This window comes from Streptomyces sp. NPDC057694 (assembly GCF_042799415.1).
GTDB lineage: Bacteria > Actinomycetota > Actinomycetes > Streptomycetales > Streptomycetaceae > Streptomyces.
The window spans coordinates 349,444-375,296 of the sequence record NZ_JBHVIX010000004.1 but is presented as its reverse complement, the minus strand read 5'-3'; the positions used below and the strand labels follow the sequence as shown (position 1 = coordinate 375,296).

24 protein-coding genes are annotated in these 25,853 nt (G+C 71.7%); 10 read left to right on the top strand and 14 right to left on the bottom strand.

The window, feature by feature from the left end:
• The first annotated feature begins 25 nt into the window (after nt 1-25).
• Both sigJ and ACFVDP_RS13870 read left to right on the top strand, forming a co-directional pair.
• Entirely contained in the window at nt 26-919 is an 894-nt protein-coding gene (sigJ, locus tag ACFVDP_RS13875) for an RNA polymerase sigma factor SigJ (protein WP_383488229.1), read from the top strand.
• A 265-nt stretch (nt 920-1,184) separates the two neighbouring features.
• Complete coding sequence (locus ACFVDP_RS13870) at nt 1,185-1,946, top strand: GntR family transcriptional regulator (protein ID WP_383488226.1); 762 nt, start codon at nt 1,185-1,187, stop codon at nt 1,944-1,946.
• Nucleotides 1,947-2,061: 115 nt separating this feature from the next.
• Here ACFVDP_RS13870 and ACFVDP_RS13865 read toward each other — a convergent pair whose 3' ends face one another.
• The 3 genes from ACFVDP_RS13865 to ACFVDP_RS13855 form a co-directional block, all read right to left on the bottom strand.
• On the bottom strand, nt 2,062-3,219 hold the full coding sequence (locus tag ACFVDP_RS13865) for an ROK family transcriptional regulator (RefSeq protein ID WP_383488223.1): 1,158 nt from the start codon (nt 3,217-3,219) through the stop codon (nt 2,062-2,064).
• 131 nt (nt 3,220-3,350) lie between these two features.
• The gene (locus ACFVDP_RS13860; RefSeq protein ID WP_383488221.1) at nt 3,351-4,001 is read right to left on the bottom strand and encodes a response regulator; all 651 of its coding nucleotides are present in this window, start codon (nt 3,999-4,001) and stop codon (nt 3,351-3,353) included.
• Between the two features lie 14 nt (nt 4,002-4,015).
• Complete coding sequence (locus tag ACFVDP_RS13855; protein WP_383488218.1) at nt 4,016-5,233, bottom strand: sensor histidine kinase; 1,218 nt, start codon at nt 5,231-5,233, stop codon at nt 4,016-4,018.
• A gap of 108 nt (nt 5,234-5,341) precedes the next feature.
• Here ACFVDP_RS13855 and ACFVDP_RS13850 point away from each other — a divergent pair, with 108 nt between their 5' ends.
• From ACFVDP_RS13850 to ACFVDP_RS13835, 4 genes are all read left to right on the top strand, one after another.
• Nucleotides 5,342-6,265, top strand: a complete 924-nt coding sequence (locus ACFVDP_RS13850; RefSeq protein WP_383488215.1) for an ABC transporter ATP-binding protein — start codon at nt 5,342-5,344, stop codon at nt 6,263-6,265.
• Nucleotides 6,266-6,267: 2 nt separating this feature from the next.
• Nucleotides 6,268-7,017, top strand: a complete 750-nt coding sequence (locus ACFVDP_RS13845) for an ABC transporter permease (protein WP_383488212.1) — start codon at nt 6,268-6,270, stop codon at nt 7,015-7,017.
• Between the two features lie 44 nt (nt 7,018-7,061).
• Nucleotides 7,062-7,481: a hypothetical protein gene (locus ACFVDP_RS13840; protein ID WP_383488210.1), complete on the top strand. Its 420-nt coding sequence runs from the start codon at nt 7,062-7,064 to the stop codon at nt 7,479-7,481.
• Between the two features lie 162 nt (nt 7,482-7,643).
• Entirely contained in the window at nt 7,644-8,456 is an 813-nt protein-coding gene (locus tag ACFVDP_RS13835; RefSeq protein WP_383488207.1) for an SAM-dependent methyltransferase, read from the top strand.
• Nucleotides 8,457-8,480: 24 nt separating this feature from the next.
• On the opposite strand, the gene ACFVDP_RS13830 is transcribed toward ACFVDP_RS13835, so the two are convergent.
• From ACFVDP_RS13830 to purB, 3 genes are all read right to left on the bottom strand, one after another.
• Complete coding sequence (locus ACFVDP_RS13830; protein ID WP_383488204.1) at nt 8,481-9,938, bottom strand: amidase; 1,458 nt, start codon at nt 9,936-9,938, stop codon at nt 8,481-8,483.
• The gene (locus ACFVDP_RS13825) at nt 9,935-11,602 is read right to left on the bottom strand and encodes an MFS transporter (protein ID WP_383488201.1); all 1,668 of its coding nucleotides are present in this window, start codon (nt 11,600-11,602) and stop codon (nt 9,935-9,937) included. The genes ACFVDP_RS13830 and ACFVDP_RS13825 overlap by 4 nt, the downstream gene beginning before the upstream one ends.
• Nucleotides 11,603-11,800: 198 nt before the next feature.
• Nucleotides 11,801-13,240, bottom strand: coding sequence for an adenylosuccinate lyase (purB, locus tag ACFVDP_RS13820; protein ID WP_383488198.1), 1,440 nt, complete (start codon nt 13,238-13,240; stop codon nt 11,801-11,803).
• A 158-nt stretch (nt 13,241-13,398) separates the two neighbouring features.
• On the opposite strand from purB, the gene ACFVDP_RS13815 reads away from it, so the two are divergent.
• Nucleotides 13,399-14,793: a M1 family metallopeptidase gene (locus ACFVDP_RS13815; RefSeq protein WP_383488195.1), complete on the top strand. Its 1,395-nt coding sequence runs from the start codon at nt 13,399-13,401 to the stop codon at nt 14,791-14,793.
• Nucleotides 14,794-14,811: 18 nt separating this feature from the next.
• On the opposite strand, the gene ACFVDP_RS13810 is transcribed toward ACFVDP_RS13815, so the two are convergent.
• From ACFVDP_RS13810 to ACFVDP_RS13775, 8 genes are all read right to left on the bottom strand, one after another.
• Complete coding sequence (locus ACFVDP_RS13810; protein WP_383488192.1) at nt 14,812-15,582, bottom strand: SGNH/GDSL hydrolase family protein; 771 nt, start codon at nt 15,580-15,582, stop codon at nt 14,812-14,814.
• Nucleotides 15,583-15,661: 79 nt separating this feature from the next.
• Nucleotides 15,662-16,675 carry a hemolysin family protein gene (locus ACFVDP_RS13805; protein ID WP_383488189.1) on the bottom strand — a complete coding sequence of 338 codons (1,014 nt, stop codon included), beginning with the start codon at nt 16,673-16,675 and terminating at the stop codon, nt 15,662-15,664.
• Nucleotides 16,672-18,006, bottom strand: coding sequence for a hemolysin family protein (locus ACFVDP_RS13800; RefSeq protein ID WP_383488569.1), 1,335 nt, complete (start codon nt 18,004-18,006; stop codon nt 16,672-16,674). Before ACFVDP_RS13800 ends, ACFVDP_RS13805 begins: the two co-directional genes overlap by 4 nt.
• 211 nt (nt 18,007-18,217) lie before the next feature.
• Nucleotides 18,218-18,646 carry a GNAT family N-acetyltransferase gene (locus ACFVDP_RS13795; RefSeq protein ID WP_383488186.1) on the bottom strand — a complete coding sequence of 143 codons (429 nt, stop codon included), beginning with the start codon at nt 18,644-18,646 and terminating at the stop codon, nt 18,218-18,220.
• Nucleotides 18,647-18,688: 42 nt separating this feature from the next.
• Nucleotides 18,689-19,138, bottom strand: a complete 450-nt coding sequence (locus ACFVDP_RS13790) for a thioesterase family protein (RefSeq protein ID WP_383488183.1) — start codon at nt 19,136-19,138, stop codon at nt 18,689-18,691.
• On the bottom strand, nt 19,135-20,118 hold the full coding sequence (locus ACFVDP_RS13785) for a 3-hydroxyacyl-CoA dehydrogenase NAD-binding domain-containing protein (RefSeq protein ID WP_383488180.1): 984 nt from the start codon (nt 20,116-20,118) through the stop codon (nt 19,135-19,137). Before ACFVDP_RS13785 ends, ACFVDP_RS13790 begins: the two co-directional genes overlap by 4 nt.
• 26 nt (nt 20,119-20,144) lie before the next feature.
• Nucleotides 20,145-21,032, bottom strand: a complete 888-nt coding sequence (locus tag ACFVDP_RS13780; RefSeq protein ID WP_383488178.1) for a 3-keto-5-aminohexanoate cleavage protein — start codon at nt 21,030-21,032, stop codon at nt 20,145-20,147.
• A gap of 144 nt (nt 21,033-21,176) precedes the next feature.
• The gene (locus ACFVDP_RS13775; protein WP_383488175.1) at nt 21,177-21,992 is read right to left on the bottom strand and encodes an IclR family transcriptional regulator; all 816 of its coding nucleotides are present in this window, start codon (nt 21,990-21,992) and stop codon (nt 21,177-21,179) included.
• Between the two features lie 209 nt (nt 21,993-22,201).
• Here ACFVDP_RS13775 and ACFVDP_RS13770 point away from each other — a divergent pair, with 209 nt between their 5' ends.
• The 3 genes from ACFVDP_RS13770 to ACFVDP_RS13760 are packed head-to-tail and all read left to right on the top strand — an operon-like array spanning nt 22,202 to nt 25,708.
• Nucleotides 22,202-23,800 carry an ABC transporter substrate-binding protein gene (locus tag ACFVDP_RS13770; RefSeq protein ID WP_383488172.1) on the top strand — a complete coding sequence of 533 codons (1,599 nt, stop codon included), beginning with the start codon at nt 22,202-22,204 and terminating at the stop codon, nt 23,798-23,800.
• Nucleotides 23,781-24,815 (top strand): ABC transporter permease, encoded by a 1,035-nt coding sequence (locus tag ACFVDP_RS13765; protein ID WP_383488169.1) that lies wholly within the window; start codon nt 23,781-23,783, stop codon nt 24,813-24,815. Before ACFVDP_RS13770 ends, ACFVDP_RS13765 begins: the two co-directional genes overlap by 20 nt.
• Nucleotides 24,815-25,708 (top strand): ABC transporter permease, encoded by an 894-nt coding sequence (locus ACFVDP_RS13760; protein WP_383488166.1) that lies wholly within the window; start codon nt 24,815-24,817, stop codon nt 25,706-25,708. Before ACFVDP_RS13765 ends, ACFVDP_RS13760 begins: the two co-directional genes overlap by 1 nt.
• Nucleotides 25,709-25,853 lie beyond the last annotated feature (145 nt).

The following is a 25,853-nucleotide window of genomic DNA, read 5'->3' as shown; positions in this document are numbered from 1 at the left end:
CTGATGCGTCGGATGGGATGGGGGCGTGGCCGCCGAAACGCCGACCGACGACTCCCTCCACGCCTTCGAGGAGCACCGTCCCGTCCTCATGGGCGTGGCCTATCGCATGCTGGGCCGCGTCGCCGACGCCGAGGACGTCGTGCAGGACACCTGGCTGCGCTGGTCCCGCGCCGACCGGAGCGAGGTCCGTGAACCACGCGCCTACTTGGTGCGCGTCACCACGCGCCTCGCCCTCGACCGGCTTCGCGAGGCGCAGTCGCGTCGCGAGTCCTACGTGGGCCCCTGGCTGCCCGAACCACTCGTCACCGACTTCGGGCCGACCGTGCCCGACACGGCGGAGCAGGCGGTGCTCGCCGACACCGTCTCGTTCGCCGTGCTCGTCGTCCTGGAGTCGCTCTCGCCGCTGGAACGCGCGGTGTTCGTGCTGCGAGAGGCGTTCGCGCTGCCCTTCGCCGAGATCGCCGCCGTACTGGAGCGCGAGGAGCCCGCGGTGCGCCAACTCGCCGCCCGCGCGCGCAAGCACGTCGAGGAACGGCGCCCCAGGTTCGACGTCGACCCGGCCCAGCAGCGCGATCTCACCGAGCGTTTCCTCGCCGCGTCGGCCGGAGGCGACCTCGACGGCCTGCTGGCCCTGCTCGCCCCCGACGTCCGTCTCGTCGGCGACAGCGGCGGCAAGTCCAAGGCGCCGCTGCGCGTCATCGAGTCCGCCGGCAAGGTGGCGCGGTTCCTGCGCGGCGCCGCGGCCAAGGACGCCGGCCTCGGGTTCGAGTTCCGCTTCGCGGAGATCAACGGCGCACCCGCGCTGCTCGCTCTCGTCGACGGCAAGCCCGACGCACTCTTCCAACTGGGTGTCTCCAGGGGCAGGATCCAGCATATCTACATCGTGCGGAACCCGGACAAACTGCAAGGGCTCTTGTAGGGAGCTCGTCGCGCCCAGCCGGTTACGGCCGCTTCTTGTGCGACTTCTCATACGCCGTTCATCCACGCCTCACGAACGCCGTGTGAACACCGTGCGGCGCTCCATGAATGCTCTGCGGCGCGGGCCCTGTGTGCGCCGCAGCCGATCGATGATTGGTCTTGACCAAGTCCCCGGGGCGGCCCTACGCTCGCAGAGATAGTGCAGGAACCTTTAATAAACAAGGGCGCTAAAAAGCCGCCGGAACACGGCTGTTGCGGAGGACAGGGTGGGGACCACGCAGTTGGAAGCGGCACCGGAGCCGAAGTACTGGCACCTCAAGACCGTGCTCAGCGAGGCGCTCGACTCGGAGTTCGCCGTGGGGGAGATCCTGCCGAACGAGCGTGATCTCGCGGCTCGCTTCGGCGTCGCCCGGGCCACGCTCCGGCAGGCACTCGAACAGCTCGAGCTGGAAGGCCGGCTGCAGCGCCGCCGCGGTGTCGGCACGACCGTCGCGCCGCCGCGCGTAGGGGTGGACGTCTCCGCCACCGGCCACGCCTGGCCGGGCGCGAGCGGTGACGCCTGGCAGGCCGTCGACTGCGTCCTCGACGTGGCCCCGGCCGCCGTCGCCGACATGCTGGAGACCGCCCCGGACGAGAGCGTGCACGTACTGCGCCGCACGCGCGTCTCGCACGGGCAGCCGGTCGCCGCCGAGTTGCTCTACGTTCCCTCGGCGTCGGTGCCCGACCTGACGGCCATAGACGCCCCGTCCGGCGCCGCACGCGCGCGTGCCGTCCTGCGGGAGCTGCAGCGCCTCGGCCTCGACGGCCAGGACCGCGCGGTCGAGCTGGGCTCGGCCCGCGCCGACGACGCCAAGGAACTGGACCGCCTCCCCGGCGCTCCCGTCCTGGTGGTGACGACCCGCTACTTCAGCGAGGGCACCACGGCGGCCGTCTCCATGGCCACCTACCGAGCCGACACCTGCCGCCTCACCTTCGGCGACACCCCAGACGTAGAAATCCACCACACCCCCCAAACCCAGGCGTCCTAAAGCCCATCACCCCGCGCCCGGTCAGGGGCGCGGGGAACTGCGCGCTCAGCCACGAACAGGCCGCACCCGCCACGACCCCCGCAACCGGCGGAGCCGCACCGCGCCCCGCGTCACATCACCGCCGAGCGGTAACAGTCCCCTCAGTAGCGAACAGCTGCTCCTCGACATGGTCCAGCGCCAAGCGCAGGGCCCCGGTCGCCACAGCCGCCTCCCCGAGCAACGACAACGCCACCCGAGGCGGCCGCAGGCAGTACCGCTCAAGCTCCCGCCGCAACGGATCGAGCACCCCGTCGAGCCCGGCGGCCCACCCTCCGACCACCACAAGCTCCGGATCGAGCGCGAGCACCAGCGCGGCGACATCGTGCACAAGCCGCTGAATGAACCGCTCCATGGCGGCACCGGCCTGCTCGTCACCCTCCCGCGCCAGCGCGAACACCTTCGCCACGGCCAGCTCGTCCAGCGGATGCAACGGCTCGTCGGTGGTCGACAGCAACGTCTCGGGCCGCACCTCACGCCCCAGCAGATGCAACGCCCCGATCTCCCCGGCAGCGCCCCCGTACCCCCGGTGCAGCCGCCCGCCGATCAGCGAACCGGCGCCCGGGCTGAGCCCGGCCATGACGAACACCATGTCGTCCGAGTCGACGCCGGCCCCCTTCCAGTGCTCGGCCACGGCCGCCGTGTTGGCGTCGTTCTCCACGATGACCGGGCACTTGAAGGAGCGTCGCAGGCGCTCACCCAGCGGCAGCCCCGTCCACCCGGGCAGCGCCGTACCGAGCCGGACCGTGCCGTCCGCCTCCACGATCCCGGGGCTGCCCACACCGACCGCCCGCAGTGATCCTCGGGCCACCCCGGCCCGCCGCAGCAGATCGGCGACGGTCCCGCGCAACCGCTCGATGCGGTCCTCGGCGCAAGCGGCCTCGTCGACGTCCTTGGCGGCCGTGCCGATGATCCTGCCGTCGAGCGCGGACAGCACCGCGGCGACCCGGTGCGGCCCGATCTCCAGACCGAGCAGATGCCCGGCCTCGGCCCGGAAGCGGAACTTCCGCGCAGGCCGTCCCTGGCGCCGCGCTCCCGGCTCCTCGACCGTCGTCTCCACGACGAGCCCGGCCTCGATGAGCCCTTCGACCACACCCTCGACGGTCGGCCGAGACAGCCCCGTCACCCGGGTGATCTCGGTGAGCGTCGCGAAATCCGTGGCACGCAGCGCGTGCAGCACCACCGCGGAGTTGATCCGCCTGAGCAGAGAAGGATCCCCGCCGGTCAGCCGCCCCAACGTCAGTCCTCCCAGCTAGTGCGCGTGTCCGCCGGATGGTACTCGCCGAAACGAACAGCGGCGAGAGCCGGGTGCACTTCTGTGGCGGCCGGCGCTCAGCCGGGCGGCGGGCGAAACGGACGGACCGGGCGTCAGCCCGGCGCGACGAAACCGGATTCGTACGCGGCGATCACCGCCTGGGTGCGATCGCGCGCCCCGAGCTTGGCCAGCACGGCGCTCACGTGCGACTTGACCGTCTCGGTGCCGACGACGAGATCCGTGGCGATCTCCGCGTTCGACAGACCGCGTGCCATCAGCCGCAGTACCGCCGACTCCCGCTCGGTCAGCGCAGCGCGCGCCATGGCGGCCCGCGCCGAAGGATTGCCGTACTCGGCGGCGAGTCTGCGCACGGCGGCCGGGAAGAGGAGGGACTCGCCGCCCGCGACGAGCCGCACGGCGTGCACGATCTCGGCGGGCCGCGCCCGCTTCAGCAGAAACCCGTCGGCGCCCGCGCGCAGCGCCCCGTACACGTACTCGTCGTTCTCGAAGGTAGTGATGACCAGGATCTTCGGCGGGTCCGGCACGGAGCGCAGTACCGCGCGGGTGGCGTCGATCCCGTCGAGCAGCGGCATCCGGACGTCCATGGCGACCACGTCGGGACGCAGTTCCCGCACCAGGGGCACCACGGCCGCGCCGTCCACCGCCTCGCCCACCACCGTGATGTCGGACTGCGCTTCGAGGACGGCGCGCAGGCCCGCGCGGACCAGGGGTTCGTCGTCGACGAGCAGGACGGTGAGCGGCACGGCGTCATCGTAGGTCACCCCACGGGCAGCTCGACGTGCACCTGCCACTCGTCGCCGAGGGGCCCCGTGCGGGCCCGCCCGCCGAGCAGCGCCGCCCGCTCCCGTACCCCGCGCAGCCCGCTTCCCGTACCGCCGCCCCCGGACGCACGGCCCGCAGGAAGCGGATTGCGGACCTCCAGGACGAGTCGCCGGTCGGCGACGCGGAGACCGACGGTGACCGGAACGGTTCCGCAGTGCCGCAGGACGTTCGTGAGCGCCTCCTGGAGGATGCGGTAGCCCTCGCGGGACACCGGCCCCGGCACCGTCTCCAGGGGCCCGTCCACGGCCACCTGCACCGTGGCCCCGGACGCCCGAGCCGAGTCGAGCAGCCGGTCCGCCTCCTGGAGCGTCGGGCGGCCGGTGGCCGGCTGCTCCGCTTCACGCAGCACCAGCAGTACGCGCTCCAGGTCCTCCAGTGCGGCCCGGCCGGTCTCCTCGATGGCGTCCAGCGCCCGCTCCGTGAACGCCGGGTCGCCCGCCGCCCGCGCCGCACCCGCCTGCACCACCGCCACGGTCAGCGCGTGCCCGATGGAGTCGTGCAGCTCCCGCGCGATGCGATTGCGTTCGAGGAGTTGCTCGGTGCGCTCCTCCAGCGCGGCGAGCCGTTCCGCGGCCGACGGCCCGAGCAGCAGATGCGCGGCCCGCGCGAGCATCCACCCGGCGCCCGCCACCAGGTACAGCAGGACGAGTACGGGGACCGGGACGAGCAGCGCGCACGCCACGCCCGCGTCCGGTGCGGGCAGCACCGAGAGCGTGTCCGCCGGGTGTCCCGCCGCGGCCGAGACCAATTCGAGCACCAGCGCCATCAGTTGCCCGGTCGCAAGGGCCACGGACAGGCCCAGGAACAGTCGCAGCACCAGCCATACGGCGGTCCGCCCACGGTCCTGCCAGGACGCGGACGCCGCGACCGAGACCCCGCTCTCCGCGCCGTCGCCCGCCACGCGCGCGTGCCCGCCCGGGAACAGCATCAGCCGCGCCTGCAGCCCCTCCGCGCGCCGGGCCACCGGGAGCAGGGCGACCACCAGGAGGAACGGCACGGGAACCACGTAGACGAGCAGCCAGTCGCGCAGGGTCGGCGACGAGAGACCGGGAAAGACCGCGCCGCACACGAACGCGAACACCGACGCGCACAGCAGATGGAGCCAGCGGGTGTAGGTGACCGTTCGTGTCAGCGGTCCCGGGAAGCGGGGCATGCGCTCATCGTGTCAGCCGGCCCGCCCGGCACGGCTCCCCCGGGCGGGGGAGACGCGCCCCACCGGCGGGGGAGGACCGGACCCCGGTCCGTCCACAAGGCTGGCGTCATGACCAGCATCGACGTCCAGAACCTCACCAAGGAGTACGGCACGACGCGCGCGGTGGACCGGCTGACCTTCCGCGTCGAACCGGGCCGCGTCACCGGCTTCCTCGGCCCGAACGGCGCCGGGAAGTCCACCACCATGCGGCTCGCCCTCGGCCTCGCCCGCCCCACCTCGGGGACGGTGCTCATCGGCGGCCGCCCCTACGCGGCGTACGACGCACCGCTGCGCCGGGTGGGCGCGCTGCTCGACCCGCAGGCCGCCCACGGCGCGCGGACCGCACGGGACCACCTGCTGGCGCTCGCCGTCAGCAACCGCCTTCCCGTGCGCCGCGTCGACGACGTGCTCGAACAGGCCGGCATCGCCGCGGTGGCCGGGCGACGCGTCAAGACCTTCTCGCTCGGTATGCGCCAGCGGCTCGGCATCGCGGCCGCCCTGCTCGGTGACCCCGAGGCGGTCCTCCTGGACGAACCCTCGAACGGGCTCGACCCCGAAGGCATCGTCTGGATCCGGGAGTTGCTGCGCGGCCTCGCGCGCGCGGGACGCACGGTGCTGGTCTCCAGCCACCTCATGAACGAGACCGCGACCTTCGCCGACCACCTCGTCGTCCTGGGCCGCGGCCGACTGCTCGCCGACACACCGATGCCCGACTTCATCGCCGCGCACAGCGCCCGCCGGGCCCGGGTGCGCAGCACGGACCCTGCGCGGCTGCACGCCGTGCTCACGCGCGCGGGGCACACCGTCACGCTCGCCGACGACGGCCGCTGCACCGTCGACGGAGCCCGCGCCGCCGAGATCGGCGCCCTGGCCGCCGCCGACGGCATCCCCCTCCTCGAACTCACCGATGAGCAGGTCTCGTTGGAGCAGGCCTACCTCACCCTGACCGCAGGCGACACCGAGTTCGCCGCGACGCCCCTCCAGGAGGCGTGACCATGCCCCGTACCGCTGTCCCGTCCGCCGCCGTGCTGCACTACGAGTGGATCAAGATCAGATCGCTGCGCGGCAGCCTGGGCTCGCTGATCGCCGTGTTCGCGGCCACCGTCGGCGTCACGGTCCTGGTCTTCGCCACCGTCGGCCGGTCAGAGGTCGCGAGCGGTGACGACCACCTCCTCGGTGCTTTCTACGCCCTGAACTTCGGCCAGATCGCCGCCCTCGCCTTCGGCGCCACCGCCGTCTCCTGCGAGTTCCTGAACGGGGCGCTGCGCGTCTCCCTCGCCGCCGTCCCGCGCCGCGGTCTGTTCTACGCGGCGAAGACCGCGGTCGTCGCAGGCTGCGCGCTCGTCGTCGGCACGGTCACCACCTGCACGGCGTTCGTCGCGGGGCAGGCCTTCGCGGGAGACGACGCGCTGAGCCTCGGTGATCCCGGCGCGGTGCGGGCGTGCGTCGGCGGCGGCGTGTATCTCGCGCTCATGGCGCTGTTCGCGGCAGGCCTCACCGCCGTGCTGCGCAGCGCGGTCGCCGTGCTGAGCATCCTCGTACCGTTCCTGCTGATCGTGTCGTTCGTGATCGGCGATGTAGCGGGCTCCGCCGCCGACTACCTCCCCGACCGGGCCGGCCAACAGATCCTGCGGCAGCACACCGTGGGCTCCCTCGGCCCCTGGTCGGGGCTCGCCGTGACAGCCCTGTGGGCCGCGGCCGCCGTCCTCGCCGGCTGGTGGAGCGTGCGCCGCAGGGACGCCTGACGCACGACCGGGCCGTTGTCGGTGGCGGGCGCTTTACTGGAAAGGTGAACCTCGCGGAGCAGTGCGCGACCATCGATCAGCTGTGGGCGTCCCCCTTCCCGGACGACCACGGCAGATCCGCCGCGGGATGGGGCGGACCCGGATACGCGGTGGCGGAGCTGACCCGGCGACACGGGGCGCGCGAGGAGGCCGAGGACCGGGCGGAGGCGGACCGCGACGAGCTGTCGGCGCTGCTCGCGCAGAGCTGGGGAGCGCCGTACCGGTTCAGTCTGTGGAGCGTGCACGCCCGCGCGCTGGAGCAGGGCGCGGTGGTGTCCGAGCCCTGGGGCTGGCTGAGCGCCTGCGCCCAGGAGTTGCACTCGTGGTGCGTCGGCGAGCGCTGGGTCGCCCTCGCCGTGGCCCACCAGGGAGACGACCAGCCGTACCAACTCCTGGCCGTCGTCACCGGAGTGGCGCCTCCCTAGACGCTCCGGAGACAGTCCTCGGACGGTCCGAAGGCGATCCGGGAACGCATGTGCGGAACTCCCGTGCCACCATGGGACCTTGATCACCAGCGGCACCCCTCATCATCACCGCAATCACCACCGCACGCGGCGCCCCGGCAGGACCGCGGGAACGGAGACCACATGAGCGAAGACAGCGCGCAGCAGCAAGGGATCGAGCAGCGGATCTCCGCGCACATCGCGCACAACGCCCGCGTGTGGAACTACTGGCTGGGCGGCAAGGACCACTACGAGGTGGACGAGCAGGTCGGCGACATGGTCACGTCCATGTACCCGAGCATCGGCGAGGTCGCCCGCGCCGACCGCGCCTTCCTCGGCCGCGCCGTCACCTTCCTCGCCGCCGAGGCGGGCATCCGGCAGTACCTCGACGTCGGCACGGGCCTGCCGACGGTGGAGAACACGCACGAGGTCGCCCAGCGCATCGCCCCCGACGCCCGCGTGGTCTACGTGGACAACGACCCGATCGTGCTCACCCACGCCCGCGCGCTGCTCACCAGTTCCGCGCAGGGCGCGACCAGCTACGTCGACGCCGACGCGCACGACCCGCAGGCGATCGTCGAGGCCGCGTCGCAGACCCTCGACTTCGACCGGCCCGTGGCGATCATGCTGCTCGGCATCCTGAACTTCGTCCTCGACACCGAGAAGGCCGCGGCCATCGTGCGCGACCTCGTCGCCGCCGTCCCCTCCGGCAGCTACGTGGTCCTCACCCACCCCACCCAGGAACTGGGCGGGGAGGGCAACGAGGCGGCGATGAAGTTCTGGAACGAGAACGCGACGCCCCCGATCACCGCCCGCACCGGCGCCGAGGTGACCGCGTTCCTCGACGGCCTGGAGCTCGTGGAGCCCGGCCTCGTCTCCTGCGCGCGCTGGCGCACCGAGGGCACCGAAGAGGGGCCGCTGGTCGCGCAGTTCGGCGTCGTCGCCCGCAAGCCGTAGCGCGCTGCCCTGCGGCGCCCGTGCTCATCGCGCGGGTGCCGCCGGAGCCGACGCCGACAGCAGCCGCGCGTACCGGTCCCGCCAGGGCAGTGCCTCCTCCAGCTGGGCACTCAGCGCGATCAGAGTGGCCTCGTCCGCGGGCCGCCCGACCAGCGACACCCCGATCGGGATGCCCTCCCCGGCCGTCCAGTACAGCGGAACGTTCACCGCCGGCTGGCCCGTCATGTTGTATGGACTCGTGAACGCGCTGAACGCACTCTGCCGGTGCAGATTGACCAGCGGATCGCCGGACTCGTCGAAGTACTCGACGGGCCGCGGCACGGTCGCCAGCGTCGGGGTGAGGACGACGTCGTACGCGGCCGTCGCCCGGACCGCCCGCCGCGAGGCGCGCTGCATCCCGGTGATCGCGGCGGCGAACCGCTCGCCCGACACCGTCCGCCCGTACTCCCGCCAGGCCCGCGTGACCGGCCGCAGCAGCGCCTCACGGTCCGCGTCGACCGCGTATCCGAGCGACTGGACGCCCCACGCCGACACGAAGTGATCGCTGATCTCCGGGCCGAACGGCGTGGGGATGTCCTCGACCGTGTGCCCGAGGCTCTCCAGCAGCGCGGAGGCGTGCTCCCAGGCGGCCACGCACTCGGGATCGACCGTGACGCCCTCCGCCGCCGGAGTCGCGTACCGGCCGATGCGCAGCCGGCCGGGGGAGCGGTCGGCGTGGCCGAGGAACGTCTCGCCCTCGGGCAGCGGCGGCGCCCAGTGCGGATCGCCGGGTTCGGGCCCGGCCAGCGCGTCGAGCAGCGCCGCCGCGTCCCGCACCGAGCGCGCCAGGGGCCCCTGCACCGACAGACCGGTGACCTCGGCACCCGCGGGCCCCGAACTCACCCGTCCCCGCGACGGCTTGATGCCGAACAGGCCGCACGCACTGGCCGGAATCCGGATCGAACCGCCGCCGTCGCTCGCGTGGGCGACGGGCACGAGACCGAGCGCCACGGCGACGGCGGACCCGCCGCTGGAACCGCCCGCCGACAGCGCCGGGTCCCAGGGGTTGCGGGCCGGGCCCTTGACGTCGTTGTCGGTGTAGCAACAGCAGCCGAACTCCGGGGTGTTGGTCTTGCCGATGCTGATCGTGCCGGCCGCACGCAGCTTGGTGACGCTGTGCGCGTCGGCCGACGGCACGTGCGCGAGGAACGCCTTCGAGCCGTACGTGGTCGCCACCCCGGCGGTGTCGGTGAGGTCCTTGACCGCCGTCGGCACGCCGAACAGGGGAGCGGTCCGTTCTGCGCCGGACCGCTCCCGCAGCGCGGCCGCCGCGGACAGCGCCGCCTCGGGGGTACGCGTCACGAAGGCACCGAAGGACTCGTCGAAGGCCTCGGCGCGGGCGAGATGGTGGCGGACCAGCTCCTCGGGAGTGAGGTCTCCGGCACGCACGGCGGCTGCCTGCTCCAGGGCGGTGAGCGCGTGCGGGGCGGTGGGGGTGCTCATACGGTGCTTCCTTCCTCGGCGTCGTGCCGCAGGCCGGCGACCTGGCGGGCCACGGACTCCTCGTGCTCCTCGAGGTCACGCTTCGCGTCGCGCGGGCGCCAGCGGCCGGTCATGACGAAGACGAACGGCAGGAACAGCACCTGTCCGCCCAGGCACACCCACCACCAGGTCTGCCAGGCGCCGGGGTTGTCCGCATCGGCCCGCTGCACCTCGGCGCCGTGCTCGCGCAGGATCTTCAGCTGCGGTGCCGCCTTCTGCACGGTCCGCAGTCCGTCGGCGCCGACCTCCCGCTGTGCGCGGGCGAGCAGCGCCGGGGGCACCTTGCCCGGTCCGTACCGGTCGAGTTCCGCGAACAGCTTCGGGTGGGCCTCGGTGACGGCCAGCGCGGGAGCCGCCTGTACCGAGGCCGTCTTCACCTCGGTGCCGTGCTCGATCAACGGCGTCACCGTGTTCACGACGAGCGGGACGAAGGCGGCGGAGAGCGCCACCGTGATGCGCACGATCCAGCCCCAGATCGCGAGGCCTGTCGCGGTGGCCGCCGGATTGTGCCGCTCCACGGTCTCTGTGAAGCTCGCCATCCATGGCGAGTAGGCGATACCGCTGGTCACGCCGATCCCGGCGACGATGAACGCGAACGTGTAGTAACCGGTGTGGGGTTGGGTGGCGTGCAGCGTGAAGGCGAGGGTGAACCCGATCGAGCCGAGCGCGCCGGCCAGCATGAACGGCTTGCGCACCCGCAGCCGGTCGGAGAACAGTCCCGCGAGGACGAGGGAGATCGCGTTGGCGCCCCAGTACCAGTTGAGCAGGGCGTTCGCGCGCTGCGCCGAGTAGCCGAACGTCGTCGCGAAGTAGAGGACGAAGTTGCCCACGGCCGCGTAGTACAGGAGCAGATACAGGCTGATGGCGACGGCGGAACCGATGACGTCGAGGCGCATCATCTGCCGCCACTGGCCCTGCAGCGCGGCAGCGGTGTCGATGCCTCTGGCGCGGGCCTCGATCAGCGCGCGGTCGCGCAGGCTCACCATGATCTGGTCGCGCAGGGCCGGAGCCAGCTCGCGCAGCCCGAACAGGGCGATCACGAAGAGTACGAGCCCGCTGATGCCGGCGAAACGGATCTCGTCCTGCCAGCTCGTCCCGTCCCCGTACGTCCGCGAGGTGACGGCCGTGACCACGAGGGAGCCGATGATCGGCCCCATGGTCCAGTAGCCCATCGCCGAGGCCCGGCCCAACTGCGGGGAGAAGTCGCGGATCAGGGCGGGGGTGGCGACGAGGATCATGCCCTCGACGAGGGCGACGGCGCAGTAGAGCAGCAGATAGCTCGTCTTCCCCGGTGCCTGGGGCAGCGCGAACGTGGTCAGCAGGCCGACCACGAGCAGCCCGTAGACCACGATGTTCGCCCGGCCCCAGCGGTCGGCGAACCCGGCCGCCAGGGAGGCGAACGCGCCGACCGCGTTCGCGGCCACCGAGATGTACACGAAGTAGAGGAACGTCATGTGGTACTCGGCGATGATCGCGGTCGACACCGCGTACTGCACGTACAGCTGGTAGTACAGGACGATCGTGACGAGCACGACGATCCCCAAGTACCAGTAGCGGGCGCCGCGTTCGGGGTAGTGGTCGAGCCGACGTCCGCCCGGCCCCCGCAGCGTGAACGAGGTCGTCACCTTGCCTCCTGTGCTGGTCAGCCGCACGCCGGAGCGCGTGCTCGCCGCCGCGAGGCTAGTACCGACTAGTCGGTACGTAGAAGGGGTCGGAACGATATTTGTTGATCGGCCACAGGTCACGCGCAAACAGAAGCCGCCCGTGACGACGTCCGGCACCGGACGGTCACGGGCGGCCTCGGGGTCCGCGCCGGGGTCGCGTCAGAGAATGGCCCCCGGCGTGTAGCCGGCGGCGTCCGGGTGCTGCTTCACGATCTCCTCGATGCGGCCGAGGACCTGGCCGACCTGACCGGCGGCGGCGCCCGTGAACGACAGCTTGTCCGCCATCAGAGCGTCGAGCTGGGCGCGGTCCAGCGGGATGCGGGAGTCGGCGGCGAGCTTGTCGAGCAGCTCGTTGCGCTCGGCGCCCTGCTCGCGCATGGCGAGGGCGGAGGCGACCGCGTTCTCCTTGATCGCCTCGTGGGCCTCCTCGCGGCCGACGCCCGCGCGCACCGACGCCATGAGCACCTTGGTCGTGGCGAGGAACGGCAGGTAGCGGTCCAGCTCGCGGGCGACGACGGCCGGGAACGCGCCGAACTCGTCGAGCACCGTCAGGAACGTCTCGAGGAGACCGTCGAGCGCGAAGAACGCGTCCGGCAGCGCGACCCGGCGCACCACCGAGCAGGACACGTCGCCCTCGTTCCACTGGTCGCCCGCCAGCTCGCCGGTCATCGACGCGTAGCCGCGCAGGATCACCATGAGGCCGTTGACGCGCTCGCAGGAGCGGGTGTTCATCTTGTGCGGCATCGCCGACGAGCCGACCTGGCCCGGCTTGAAGCCCTCGGTGACGAGCTCGTGCCCGGCCATCAGCCGGATCGTCTTGGCGGTCGACGAGGGCGCCGCGGCCAGCTGCACCAGCGAGGTCACGACCTCGTAGTCGAGCGAGCGCGGGTAGACCTGGCCGACGGAGGTGAACGCCTGCGCGAAGCCGAGGTGACCGGCGATCCGGTCCTCCAGATCGGCCAGCTTCGCCGCGTCGCCGCCGAGCAGGTCGAGCATGTCCTGCGCGGTGCCGACCGGGCCCTTGATGCCGCGCAGCGGGTAGCGGTTCAGCAGCTCCTCGACCCGGCCGTACGCGACGAGCAGCTCGTCGGCGGCGGTCGCGAAACGCTTGCCGAGGGTGGTGGCCTGCGCGGCGACATTGTGCGAGCGGCCCGCCATGACCAGCTCGCCGTACTCACCGGCCAGCTTGGCAAGGCGCGCCAGGACGGCGACGGAGCGGTCCCGGACCAGCTCGAGCGAGAGCCGGATCTGGAGCTGCTCGACGTTCTCCGTCAGGTCGCGGGACGTCATGCCCTTGTGGACCTGCTCGTGCCCGGCGAGCGCGTTGAACTCCTCGATACGGGCCTTCACATCGTGCCGCGTGACCTTCTCGCGCTCGGCGATCGAGGCCAGGTCGACCTGGTCGAGCACCCGCTCGTAGTCGGCGATCGCGGTGTCCGGCACCTCGATCCCGAGGTCCTTCTGGGCCTTCAGCACGGCGAGCCAGAGCTTGCGCTCCAGCTTCACCTTCTCCTCGGGGGACCAGAGGGTGGCGAGGTCGACGGAGGCGTAGCGTCCGGCGAGAACGTTCGGGATACGGGGCTTTGCAGGCGCAGTCACGTGTACGGAGTTTACCGGGCGTCCCTACAGGCTCCGAACCGTCCATCGGATGTAGGAACGTACAGGTCACAGGCCCTGGATCGGCGAACCGGAGTGCTCCGACCTACTTCTGTCCGAGGGGGTCCTGCGGGCGGTGCGATGTGACAGGATCCGCTGGCATGTCACCGTCATCCAGGGGTGCGCCGAGGTCCGGCCTTCGGCTGTTCGTCGTGCTGCTCATGCTGTTCGCGGCGCTGGGAGGCGGAGCGGGTGCCTTCGGCGCGGCGCCCGGACAGGGACCGTCCGGGGCCGCCGCGACACCCGATCACGCGCGCTACGACGTGGCCCTGCGGTCCGACGCCGACGGCACCCGCTGGACGGGACGGGTACGGGTGTCGTTCCGGAACGGGTCCGATCGGCCGCTGCGCGAGGTGTACCTCCGGCTGTGGGGCAACGGCGAGGACTCGTGCGGTACGCCCGCCGCGCCCTCTCCCGTCACGGTGACGAGGGTCCGCGGTGGCACACCGGGACGGCTCTCCGTGAACTGCACGGCTCTGCGCATGGCGCTGCCGAAGCCGCTCGCGCGCCACCTGCGGACGTCCATCGCCTTCGACGTCTCGATCACCGTGCCGGACCGCAATGCCCGCTTCGGCCGCGAAGGCGCCTACCGCTTCCTGGGCAACGCGCTGCCGGTGCTCGCCGTGCACGACGCGAAAGGCCGGCATCTCGACCCCTACGTGTCGTCCGGCGAGAGCTTCTACAGCCTCACCGGCGACTTCCACGTCCGACTCGACCACCCGTCGTCCCTGAAGGTCCCGGCGACCGGCCGCACCCGGACACTGCCCGGTCGCGCCGGCCGTACGGTCACGCTCAGCGTCGCGGAGCGAGTCCGGGACTTCGCCTGGGCGGCGGGCCCGTTCCGCACGGCGACCGACACCACGGTCGGGGGCGTGTCCGTGAAGTCGTACTGGGCGTCCGACACCCCTGCCGCGGGCGTGCGCGGCAACCGCGTGGACACCGTCGCCGCGATCGACCGCTTCGGCCGGGAGTTCGGCCGGTACCCGTACGGCGAGATCGACCTCGTGATGACCAGCCGGTTCGGCGGCGGCATGGAGTATCCCGGCCTCGTCGTCCTCGGCACCACCGAGGAGGGCGGCGCCGCCGTCCACGAGGTGGCGCACCAGTGGTGGTACGGCATCGTCGGCAACGACGAATACTCCGCACCGTGGCTGGACGAAAGCTTCGCCCAGTACGCCAATGCCCGCTTCTACGGCTGGAGCACCCGCGACTGCTGGTCGGACGTCTCCTGGCCCGACGGCGACGCCTCGCTGACCAGCTCGATGAACTACTGGTCGCATCACCCCGGCACGTACCACCTCATCTACACGGCCGGGCCCTGCGCCCTGGCCGATCTGGAACGCACACTCGGCCCCGGCACCATGGCCCGACTGCTCAAGCGGTACGCCCGCGACCATTGGTACGGCGTCTCCACCACAGCCGACTTCAAGCGGGCCGCCCAGTCCATGACGGACAACGACCTCGGCCCCTTCTGGAAGGCGCACCGCATCCGGTGACCCCGCTCGTGGCAGGTCTCAGCTGTCGTACGGCGTGAGGTCGGCGCGCTTCGGCGGCCGGCCGTCCCCGGAGGACCTGCCGGTCAGGCGGCGGCCGATCCACGGGACCAGGTGCTGCTTGGCGAAGCGGGCGTCGCTGACCCGTCGTGTCACCCAGGTCGGCGGCACCGCGAGCGGCAGCGGCGCGCGCCAGTCGTCCTCGGGCTCGTACCCGAGCGCCTGCCAGACCGCCTCGGCGACCCGGCGGTGGCCCTCCGCCGTCAGGTGCAGCCGGTCGACGTCCCAGAGTCGCTGGTCGCCGAGGACACCGGACCCGTACAGGTCGACGACGACGGCGCCGTGCCGGGCCGCGAGGTCGTCGATGCAGGTGAACAGCTCCTCCATGCGGGGGCGGAACCGCTCCATCACGGGGCCGTTGCGGCCAGGGCTGCGCATCAGGACCAGCTGCTCGCAGGAGGGCGCGAGCTTCTCGACGGCCTCGGTCAGCAGGTCGCGGACCCGGACCATGTCGACCTTGGGGCGCAGCGTGTCGTTGAGGCCGCCCACGAGGGTGACGACGTCGGGCTTCATCGCCGCGGCGACATCGACCTGCTCGTCGACGATCTGGCCGATGAGCTTGCCGCGCACGGCCAGGTTCGCGTACCGGAAGCCTGGCGTGTGCGCGGCCATCCGGCCGGCCAGCAGGTCGGCCCAGCCGCGGTAGGAGCCGTCGGGCAGCAGGTCCGACATGCCCTCGGTGAAGGAGTCGCCGACCGCGACAAGGCTGGTGTAGTTGGCATTCATCTGCATGGCGACAGCGATGGTAACCCGGTCGCCCCGGCCGCGTGCGCCGCAGGTCCGGGCAGCGAGCCAGAGGCCACCCGCCTCCTCACACGGTCTGGCCGAACAGCTCCCTCAGCAGGTCCTCCATGGTGACCAGACCCGCGAGCCTGCCGTCCGCGCCGAGCACCGCCGCGACATGGGTCCGGCTGCGCCGCATCGCGGTCAGCACGTCGTCCATCGGCGTCGCCTCGCGCACCCGTGCGATGGACCGCATGTCCGGCACCCGGAACGGCAGGTCGCGCGGCATCGCGTCCAGCGCGTCCTTCACGTGGAGGTAGCCGACGATGCGCCGGCTCTCGTCCACGACCGGGAAGCGCGAGAACCCGGACTCGGCGGACAGCTGCTCCAGCTGCTCCGGAGTGACGCCCATGCGCGCGTAGACGACCTTCTCCAGCGGGAGCACGACGTCCTTGACCGGGCGGTGGCCCAGTTCCAGTGCGTCGCGCAGGCGTTCCTGCGCACGGTCGTCGATCAGACCTGCCTCGGAGGAGTCCCGGACGATCCGGGCCAGCTCGCTGTCCGAGAACGTCGCCGAGACCTCGTCCTTCGTCTCCACGCGCAACAGCTTCAGCAGGGCGTTCGCGAAGGCGTTGACGGCGAAGATCACCGGGCGCAGGGCGCGCGCGACGGCGACCAGCGGCGGGCCGAGCAGCAGCGCGGAGCGCACCGGTTCGGCGAGCGCGATGTTCTTCGGCACCATCTCGCCGAGCAGCATGTGCAGATACGTCGCCACGGCCAGCGCGATCACGAACGCGATCGGGTGGACCAGGCCGTGCGGCATCCCGACGGCGTCGAAGACCGGCTCCAGCAGATGCGCGATGGCGGGTTCGGCGACGATGCCGAGCACCAGGGTGCACAGCGTGATGCCGAGCTGGGCCGCGGCCAGCAGCGCCGACACGTGCTTCAGACCCCACAGGACGCTGCGCGCCCGGCGGTCGCCCTCCTCGGCATGCGGTTCGATCTGGCTGCGGCGTACGGAGATCAGCGCGAACTCGGCGCCGACGAAGAAGGCGTTGACGACCAGGGTCGCCAGACCGATCAGGAGCTGGATCGCGGTCATCGGGCCTCCTCCTGCACGGCGTCGGTGGCGAGCGGGGCGTGCAGCAGGACGCGGGCGGCACGGTGTCCGTGCGCGTCCACGACGTCGAGCCGCCACCCGGCGACCTCGACACTGTCGCCGATGTCGGGGATGCGGCCCAGCTCGGTGGCGACGAGCCCGGCCAGGGTCTCGTACGGGCCGTCGGGCGTACGCAGTCCGACCCGGGCGAGCTGGTCGGTGCGGGCGGCGCCGTCGGCCGAGTACAGGGTGCGCCCCGCGTCGTCCACGCCTGCGGGCGCGATGTCGGACGTCTCGTGCGGATCGTGCTCGTCCCGCACCTCGCCGACGACCTCCTCGACGATGTCCTCCAGCGTGGCCACGCCGGCCGTGCCGCCGTACTCGTCGATGACGACGGCCATGGTGCGCTTGCCGGACAGCCGGTCGAGGAGCTGGTCGACGGAGAGCGTCTCGGGCACCAGGAGCGGTTCGCGCAGCAGCTCGGACACGCGCTTGCGGGCGCGCTGCCCGGCGGGCACGGCGAGCACGTCCTTGATGTGCGCGATGCCGACGACCGTGTCGAGGTTGCCGCGGTAGACGGGGAAGCGGGACAGACCGGTGGCCCGCGTCGCGTTTGCCACGTCCTCGCAGGTGGCCTGCAGGTCCAGGGCGACGACCTGGACGCGCGGCGTCATCACGTTCTCCGCGGTGAGGTCGGCCAGGTTCAGGGTGCGCACGAACAGCTCGGCGGTGTCCGCCTCCAGGGCGCCCTCCTTCGCGGAGTGGCGGGCCAGGGCCATCAGCTCCTGCGGACCGCGCGCGGAGGCCAGCTCCTCGGTCGGCTCGATGCCGAAGCGGCGCACGAGCCGGTTCGCGGTGTTGTTCAGGTGCGAGATGAACGGCCGGAACACCGCGCTGAACCAGCGCTGCGGCGTCGCCACCCGCTTGGCGACGGCCAGCGGGGAGGAGATCGCCCAGTTCTTCGGCACCAGCTCACCGACGACCATCAGGAACACGGTCGACAGCGCGGTACCCAGCACGAGCGCCACCGACGACGACGCGCCCTTCGGGATGCCGACGGCCTCCAGCGGCCCCGCGATGAGCTTGGCGATCGACGGCTCGGCGAGCATGCCGACGACCAGGTTGGTGACCGTGATGCCGAGCTGGGCGCCCGAGAGCTGGAAGGTGAGGTTGCGCACGGCCTTCAGGGCGCCCGCGGCACCGCGCTCACCCCGCTCGACGGCGTCCTCGAGGTCGCCGCGCTCGACGGTGGTGAGCGAGAACTCCGCCGCGACGAAGGCGCCGCAGATCAGGGAGAGCAGTACTGCGACGGCGAGCAGGAGCACTTCGGTCATCATCGGGTCGTCACCTCCGTCCCATGATCGGCCAGGGACGGCAGCGGCGCGCGATCTCGGGGACCGCGCAGAGGACGGGACCGGCTACTGGGAGGCTCGCCCATGGGCGGACGCTCACACCTTTCGAAGAGTGCTTGGTGTGCCTCGCAGAGAGCGAGGCACATGCCCATGGTAAAGGATCGGCAAAGCAAACGGCCGGCCGCTGTTCCGACTACTGCTCGGTCAGCGGCTTGACCCACCGGCTCCACTGCGGCTCGCGTGCGTAACCGGCCGCCTCCCACGCGTGGTGCGCCTGTTCGTTGCGATCCAGGACCATCGCGTCGCCGCGCCGTCCGCCGAGCGCGAGGAACCGCTCCTCGGCCGCCGCGAGCAGCGCCGACCCGATGCCCTGCCGACGCGCGTCCGGGTGGACGGCGAGCCGGTACAGATGACACCGCCAGCCGTCGAATCCGGCGATCACCGTCCCCACCAGCTCTCCGTCGCGCTCGGCGAGCAGCAACGCCTCGTGGTCGCGGGCGACCAGGCGCTCCACGCCCGCGCGGTCGTCACTGATGCTGGTGCCCTCGGCGGCCACCTTCCAGAAGGCGAGCACGGCGTCGAGATCGGTGGGGGCGGCGGACCGTACACGGAGATCGTTCATGGCGCGAAGGCAATCAGGCCCGGCCGCGCGCCGCAATGGTTTTCAGGGACCGGTGACCGAACGTCCCGCCCATTGCGGCGGCGGTTCCGCCAGCGCCGCGAGCCCGTCCCGCAGCGAGTCGGGGAAGGGGACCGCCCGGCCCGCCTTCTGGTCGACGTGCAGGGCGAGCAGTTCGATGGTGGCGACGGGGTCGGGGCCGTCGGCGTACATCTCGTGCGTGAACCGCGCCTTCTTCCCGGCCGCGCCGAGCACCCGCGTGCGCACGGTGAGCGGGGCCCCCTCGGGCACGTCGCGCAGATAGCGGACATGGGACTCGACCGTGTACAGCGAACAGCCGGTGCTCTCGCGGTAGGCGGCGTCGAGTCCCGTACGGTCCATCAGCGCGTCGGTCGCGAACCCGAAGACCAGGACGTAGAACGCCTCGCTCATGTGGCCGTTGTAGTCGATCCACTCCGGCCGCACGGTCTCGTGGAACAGCGGGAGGCCGCTCACGCGGCACCTGTTCCAGGCAGCCGGCCGGTGGCGCGCAGTACGGCGATGACGCCCCGGTCGCGCTCGCCGACCAGATCGGCGACGGTCCGTCCGCCGGCCGCGTCGTCGCAGCCGGAGACCACGGCGTCGTACAACTCCTTGTCCAGCTCGGGGGCTTCGAGCCGGGTCCACGGCGACTTCAGGGACGGCCCGAAGTGGTCGAGCATGTGGGCCATGCCGCCCTCGCCGCCCGCCAGCGCGAAGGTGAGCATCGGTCCCATGACCGCCCAGCGCAGTCCCGGCCCCTCGGTGATCGACCGGTCGATGTCGGCGACCGTCGCCTCACCGTTGGCCACCATGTGCAAAGCCTCCCGCCACAGGGCCTCCTGGAGGCGGTTGGCGATGAAGCCGGGGACCTCCCGGTCCATGGTGATCACGGATTTGCCCGCGCTCTCGTAGAAGCGCGACAGCCAGCTCACGGCGTCCGCGTCGGTCTGCTCGCCGCCCGCCACCTCGACCAGCGGGACGAGGTAGGGCGGATTGAAGGGGTGTCCGACGACGAGACGGCCCGGAGCGGCCGCCGCCGTCTGCATGTCGGTCATCGGATAGCCGGAGGTGGAGGACGCGATCACGACGCCTGCGGGCGTCGCGGCGTCCAGCTTCGCGAGCAGTTCGCGCTTCAGCTCCAGCTTCTCGGGCGCGCTCTCCTGCACGAACTCGGCGTCCGCGACGGCCTCTTCGAGGGTGCCGGTGACCGTGAGCCGGTCCGGCGACGCGCCGGGGGCGAGTCCCAGCTGTTCGAGGGCGGGCCAGGCCGCGTCCACCAGACGTCGCAGCCGGGCCTCGGCGTCGGGCGCCGGGTCCCACGCGGTGACGTCGTAGCCGCGGCCGAGGAAATGGGCGACCCAGCCGCCGCCGATCACTCCGGCGCCGACGCAGGCGACCCGCCGCACGGTCTCGGGGGACGGCCTGTCCGGGGAGGTCTTCTGCGGGGAACTCATCGAGGGCTCCTTGGGGTGGTCGGTGCTCAACTGCGGGGCTTGAGGCCGAGCTTGAGGCGGGCCTCGTCGGGCGTGGCGACCCGGGCACCCATCGCCTCGACGATCGTCACGGCGCGCTCCACCAGCTGGGCGTTGGTGGCCTTGACACCCTTGCCGAGATAGAGGTTGTCCTCCAGGCCGACGCGTACGTGCCCGCCGAGCAGGACCGACTGCGCCACCCACGGCATCTGCATCCGGCCGAGCGCGAAGCTCGCCCACTGCGCGCCCTCGGGCAGCATGTGCACCATCGACTGGAGCACCCCGGGATCGGCGGGCGCGCCCCACGGCACGCCCATGCAGAGCTGGAAGACGGTCGGGTCGTCGAGCAGGCCTTCGGCGAGCAACTGCTTGGCGAACCACAGGTGTCCGGTGTCGAAGATCTCCAACTCCGGCCGTACGCCCAGCTCCTGGATGCGTTTGGCTCCGGCCCGCAGCATGTCGGGCGTGGAGATGTAGAGGTTCGAGCCGTCACCGAAGTTCAGCGAGCCGCAGTCCAGGGTGCAGATGTCGGGGAGCAGTTGCTCGACGTGCGGCAGCCGCTCCAGGCCGCCGACGAGATCGGTGCCGGGAAGGTGCCGCAGCGGCTCGTCGGGGTCGACGACCAGGTCGCCGCCCATCCCCGCGGTGAGGTTGATGACGACGTCGGTGCCGGTCTCCTTGATGCGCTCGACGACCTCGCGGTACAGCCGCGGATCACGCGACGGCGCGCCGGTCTCCGGATCGCGTACGTGGATGTGGACCGCGGCGGCACCGGCCTCGGCGGCCTGCACCGCGGAGGCGGCGATCTGCTCGGGGGTGACGGGGACGTGGGGGCTCTTGCGCACGGTGTCACCGGCGCCGGTGAGGGCGCAGGTGATGACGACGTCCTGGTTCATGGGTCGCGTCGGTTCCTCTCGGGAGGGAGGCGGGCGGCTCGGGCCCGGGACGTCACGACCGTAACCACGGAGCGGTGATGATCTCAACCCGCGTTTCATCATGCGAGCGACCGTCGCACGAAATGAACGCTGCGAAGGCGGGTGTCAGAGTGTCTCCGTGGCCCGCGCGATCTCCTCCGCCGCGGCCCGCGCGAGCGGCCCGAGCGTCTCGAAGCGCGACTCCGGCACCCGGTCGTGCGGACCCCAGATGCTGACCACCGCGAAGGGCCGGCCCCGGCTGCCGAGCACCGGCGCGGAGACCCCGTACAGGCTGCGTTCCATCTCGCCCACGCAGACGCTGTAGCCGCGCTCCCGGGTCCGGTCGAGCTCGGCCCGCAGCCGTCGCCGGTCGGTGATCGTCGTGTCCGTGAACGCCTCCAGCGCCTCGCCGAGCAGGGCGTCCCCCTCCTCCTCGGGCAGCCAGGCGAGCAGGGCCTTGCCGGTGGACGTGGCGTGCAGCGGCACCTGCCGGCCGAGCCACTTGGCGCTGAGCACCACCGGCGGCGTCACCTCGTCGACATAGGTGAGCCCGAGCTGCTGCACCACCGCGAGGTCGGCCGTCTCGCCGGTCTGCTCGCTGATCCGGCGCAGGGTGCCGTGCGCGCGGCGGATCAGCCCGTCGTACCCGGCGACCGACGCCATCCGGGCCACCTCGAAACCGACCGTGTAGCGGTTGGTGACCGGGCTGCGCTCCACCAGACCGAACCGCTCCATGGTCGAGAGCAGCCGCCAGGCCGTCGCGCGGTTCAGCTCGCAGCGGGCCGCGAGATTCGTGGCGGTGTCGCCGTCCGGCGCGCTGTCCGCCGTCGCCCGCAGCAAGGTGATCGCGCGCTCCAGGGACTGCACCTTGCCCGAAGGGCTTGCACCCTCGCTGACCTGGGCGGATTCACCGTTGTCCGTGGTGTGCCGTGCGTTCGGCATAGGTATCTGTTCCTCGGCTCTCTAGCCCTGTTCTTCACTGAGTGGAATACAAGTGTTCAACGTGGGCAGGAGCGCAGGCGCACGGCCTGCGACCTGGATCTTCCTCACTTGACCTCCCTCACGGCCGTACCTATGTTCTCAGCATCCGAGCGGCGATCGCACCATGTGAACGTCACGTACGTCTTGTGATCTGGAGGCGAGGCCCCACCATGTCCGACAGTGTTTCTCCGCCCGGCGACGATCCCCGGGTCAGGTCCCGCGGGCTGAGCCGCCGCAGCGTGCTGCGCGGCGGCGCCCTGCTCGCCGGCACCGTCCCGGCCGCGGGTCTGCTGAGCGCCTGCTCGCGACCCGTCGTCGCCGCGTCCAACGGGAAGCCACAGCGCGGCGGCACGCTGCGCGTCGGCGTCAGCGGCGGCAGCGCCAAGGACAGCCTCGACCCGCACAGCCCGCTGACGTACCCGGACCAGTCGCGCGTGGTGAACCTCTTCGAACCGCTCTTCACGCACGACGCCGACTACCGCATCAAGCCGCTGCTCGCCGAGTCCCTCGAATCGTCGAAGGACGGCAAGACCTGGGTGGTGAAGCTGCGCAAGGGGATCGAGTTCCACAACGGCAAGACGCTCGATGCCAACGATGTCATCGCGACCCTGCGCCGCGTCGTCGACCCCAAGGCGCCCACCGCGGGCGCCGGCAGCCTCGAGATGCTCGACGCGAAGGGCCTGAAGCGGGAGAACGCCACCACGGTGCGGATCCCGCTGAAGACCCCGTACGCCCTGTTCGAGGATCTGCTCGCGCAGTACACCCTCGGGATCATCCCCGAGGACTTCGACCTGAAGCGGCCGGTCGGTACCGGACCGTTCACGTACCACTCGTTCTCGCCCGGCGACCGGTCCACCTTCCGGCGGTTCGCCGACTACTGGCGCCGGCCCGCCTACCTCGACGAGGTCGTCATCCTCGACTTCGCCGACGACACCGCGAAGATCAACGCGCTGCTGAGCAGACAGCTCGACGCCATCGACAACCTGCCGCCCGCCTACATCGACATGATCAAGAACCAGGGCGGGCAGGTGCTGATATCGAAGACCGGTTCCTGGAACCCCATCACGATGCGTGTCGACACCGCGCCCTTCGACGACGTCCGGGTCCGCCAGGCCTTCCGGCTCATCGTCGACCGGCCGCAGATGGTCGACCAGGCGCTCGGCGGTCAGGGCCGCGTCGGCAACGACATGTACGCGCCGCTCGACGTCGCCTACGCGAGTCAACTGCCCCAGCGCCACCAGGACCTGGGCCGCGCGCGCTCGCTCCTCAAGGCGGCCGGTCACGAGAACCTCAGCGTGGAACTCGTCACCTCGTCCGGCATCGGCGCCGGCTCCATCGAGGCCGCCCAGCTCTTCGCCCAGCAGGCCAAGGGCGCCGGCGTCCACGTCAACGTCCGCATCGCCGACGCGGCGACCTTCTACGGCGACCGCTACCTGAGCTGGCCCCTCGCCCAGGACTACTGGATCACCCGGAACTACGTCCCGCAGGTGGACTCCGGCTCCCTGAAGTCCTCCCCGTACAACGAAACCCACTGGAACGATCCGGAGTTCAACAGCCTCATGACCCGGGCCCGACGCGAATTCGACGCCGACAAGCGCAAAGACCTGCTCCAGGCCGCCCAGAAGATCGAGTACGACCGCGGCGGGCACATCGTCTGGGGGTTCAAGAACCAGGTGGACGCCTACGCGGCGAACGTCACCGGCTTCACCCCGAACGCCAACCTCCCCCTCTCCAACTACGAGTTCCGCAATGTCTCGGTCAGCAACTGAGCCGGCGGCGGTTCCCGCGGCGGACGGGTCCCTCCACCGCGACGACGCCCCCAGCCCGATACGCACCTGGACCCTGTGGACGCTGCGCCGTGTCGGCATGGCGGTCCTCACCCTCTGGCTGATCTCCCTGCTGGTGTTCACCGCCACGCATCTGCTGGGCGACCCGGCCGAGGCGATCCTCGGCCGCTCGGCCACCCCCGCGCGCCTGGCCGCGCTCCGCTCCGACCTCGGCCTCGACCGGTCCGCCGTGCACCAGTACTTCTCCTGGCTCGGCGGCGTGCTCACCGGCGACTTCGGCACCTCGCTGGCCACCAAGGGCCCGGTCTCCGCCCTCATCGGCACGAAGATCGCCAACAGCGCCGTGCTGGTCGCCGTCGCAGCCGTCATCATCGCCCCGCTGTCGGCGCTCGTCGCCCTCTACTCGGCCCGCCGCCGCGACACCGCCGTCGACCACGTCATCCAGGTCGCGCTGCTCGGCACCGCCGCGCTCCCCGAGTTCGTGATCGGCATCCTCCTGGTCACCCTCTTCTCCACGGTCGTCTTCACCTGGCTGCCGTCCGTCGCGGTCTCCTGGGCCGGCAGTCCCTGGACCGACCCCGTCGTCATGATCCTGCCGGTGGCGACCCTCACCCTGGCCGTCGTCCCGTACGTCGCCCGGATCCTGCGGGCCAGCCTCATCGAGGTCCTGGAGAGCGACTACGTCGAGATGGCGCGGCTCAAGGGCGTCCCCGAGCGCCGCGCCGTCGCCCGGCACGCCCTCGGCAACGCCGTCGTCCCCGCCATCCAGGTCATGGCGCTGCAACTCGCCTGGCTCGCCGGGGGAGTGGTCGTCGTGGAGAGCCTCTTCCTCTACCCCGGCATCGGAACCGCCCTGGTCGACGCCGTACGCAACCGCGACGTCCCGGTGATCCAGGCACTCGCCCTGCTGATCGCCGCCGTCTACGTCGTCGTGAACCTGATCGCCGACGTCCTGACCATCCTCGTGACACCCAAACTCCGGACGGGGGTGCGGTGATGGCCACCGCTGTGCTCGACACGAAGACCGGCACGACCGGGACGGATCCGGCCCCGCGCCGCCTCCGGCTGCGCGGCGCGCTCGCCTCCGGCCGCACCTGGGTCGGCCTCGTGCTCACCGTCGTCATCGTGGGCGTCGCCTTCCTCGGCCCGCTGTTCTCCCCGCACGGCGAGAACGACATCGTCGGCGCCCCCTACTCGGACTCCGCTCCCGGCGCGTTCCTCGGCACCGACTATCTCGGCCAGGACGTGTGGAGCCGGCTCCTCGCGGGCGGCAACTGGGTCGTCGTCACCGCCGTCTCCGCCACCGTGCTCGGCATGGTGCTCGGCGTCGCCGCCGGACTCGTCGCCGGATACGCGCGCGGCTGGCTCGACGAGGTCATCATGCGGGTCTGCGACGTGATCCTCGCCTTCCCGCAGATCGTGCTGGTCCTCGTCCTGCTGTCGGTGGCCGGGCCCAAGCGCTGGCTGGTCGTCCTGGTCGTCGGCGTCTCGCACGCGCCGCGCGTCGCCCGCCTCACCCGGGGCATGACGACCGGCCTCGCCACCCGCGAGTTCGTGCAGTCCGCCGAGGCGCTCGGCGAGAAGCGCACCCGGATCCTGTTCCGCGAGCTGCTGCCGAACATGTCGGCCCCGCTCCTCGCCGAACTCGGCCTGCGCCTCACCTACTCGGTCGGCCTGGTCGCCTCCATCGGCTTCCTCGGCTTCGCCTCCGATCCCAGCGCCGCCGACTGGGGCCTGATGATCAACGAGAACCGGCTGGCCCTCGCCGTCCAGCCGTGGGCGATCCTGGCCCCTGTCGTGGCCATCGCCGTGCTCGCGCTGGGCACGAACCTGATCGCAGACGGGATCGCTCGCGCTGCGGCCGGGTCCGACAAGGGAGCCGGGGCGTGAGGGGTTTCGTCGCCGGGGGCAGCCCGGTGGGGCTACTCGCGCAGTTCCCCGCGCCCCTGGGCGAGCGGAGCTCGCTTGGGGGGCGCGGGGAAATGCGCGACCAACCCCAACACACCCACAGCCCACAACACACATCCACGGGAGA

Bases quoted from the DNA above. Each gene is read 5' to 3' on its own strand.
- ACFVDP_RS13760 (WP_383488166.1), top strand. From the start codon at position 24,815: ATGGCCACCGCTGTGCTCGACACGAAGACCGGCACGACCGGGACGGAT.
- ACFVDP_RS13765 (WP_383488169.1), top strand. From the start codon at position 23,781: ATGTCTCGGTCAGCAACTGAGCCGGCGGCGGTTCCCGCGGCGGACGGG.
- ACFVDP_RS13805 (WP_383488189.1), bottom strand. From the start codon at position 16,675: ATGACCGCGATCCAGCTCCTGATCGGTCTGGCGACCCTGGTCGTCAAC.
- ACFVDP_RS13830 (WP_383488204.1), bottom strand. From the start codon at position 9,938: ATGAGCACCCCCACCGCCCCGCACGCGCTCACCGCCCTGGAGCAGGCA.
- ACFVDP_RS13770 (WP_383488172.1), top strand. From the start codon at position 22,202: ATGTCCGACAGTGTTTCTCCGCCCGGCGACGATCCCCGGGTCAGGTCC.
- ACFVDP_RS13785 (WP_383488180.1), bottom strand. From the start codon at position 20,118: ATGAGTTCCCCGCAGAAGACCTCCCCGGACAGGCCGTCCCCCGAGACC.
- ACFVDP_RS13835 (WP_383488207.1), top strand. From the start codon at position 7,644: ATGAGCGAAGACAGCGCGCAGCAGCAAGGGATCGAGCAGCGGATCTCC.
- ACFVDP_RS13850 (WP_383488215.1), top strand. From the start codon at position 5,342: ATGACCAGCATCGACGTCCAGAACCTCACCAAGGAGTACGGCACGACG.
- ACFVDP_RS13845 (WP_383488212.1), top strand. From the start codon at position 6,268: ATGCCCCGTACCGCTGTCCCGTCCGCCGCCGTGCTGCACTACGAGTGG.
- ACFVDP_RS13780 (WP_383488178.1), bottom strand. From the start codon at position 21,032: ATGAACCAGGACGTCGTCATCACCTGCGCCCTCACCGGCGCCGGTGAC.
- ACFVDP_RS13800 (WP_383488569.1), bottom strand. From the start codon at position 18,006: ATGACCGAAGTGCTCCTGCTCGCCGTCGCAGTACTGCTCTCCCTGATC.
- ACFVDP_RS13795 (WP_383488186.1), bottom strand. From the start codon at position 18,646: ATGAACGATCTCCGTGTACGGTCCGCCGCCCCCACCGATCTCGACGCC.
- ACFVDP_RS13775 (WP_383488175.1), bottom strand. From the start codon at position 21,992: ATGCCGAACGCACGGCACACCACGGACAACGGTGAATCCGCCCAGGTC.
- ACFVDP_RS13815 (WP_383488195.1), top strand. From the start codon at position 13,399: ATGTCACCGTCATCCAGGGGTGCGCCGAGGTCCGGCCTTCGGCTGTTC.
- ACFVDP_RS13810 (WP_383488192.1), bottom strand. From the start codon at position 15,582: ATGCAGATGAATGCCAACTACACCAGCCTTGTCGCGGTCGGCGACTCC.
- ACFVDP_RS13855 (WP_383488218.1), bottom strand. From the start codon at position 5,233: ATGCCCCGCTTCCCGGGACCGCTGACACGAACGGTCACCTACACCCGC.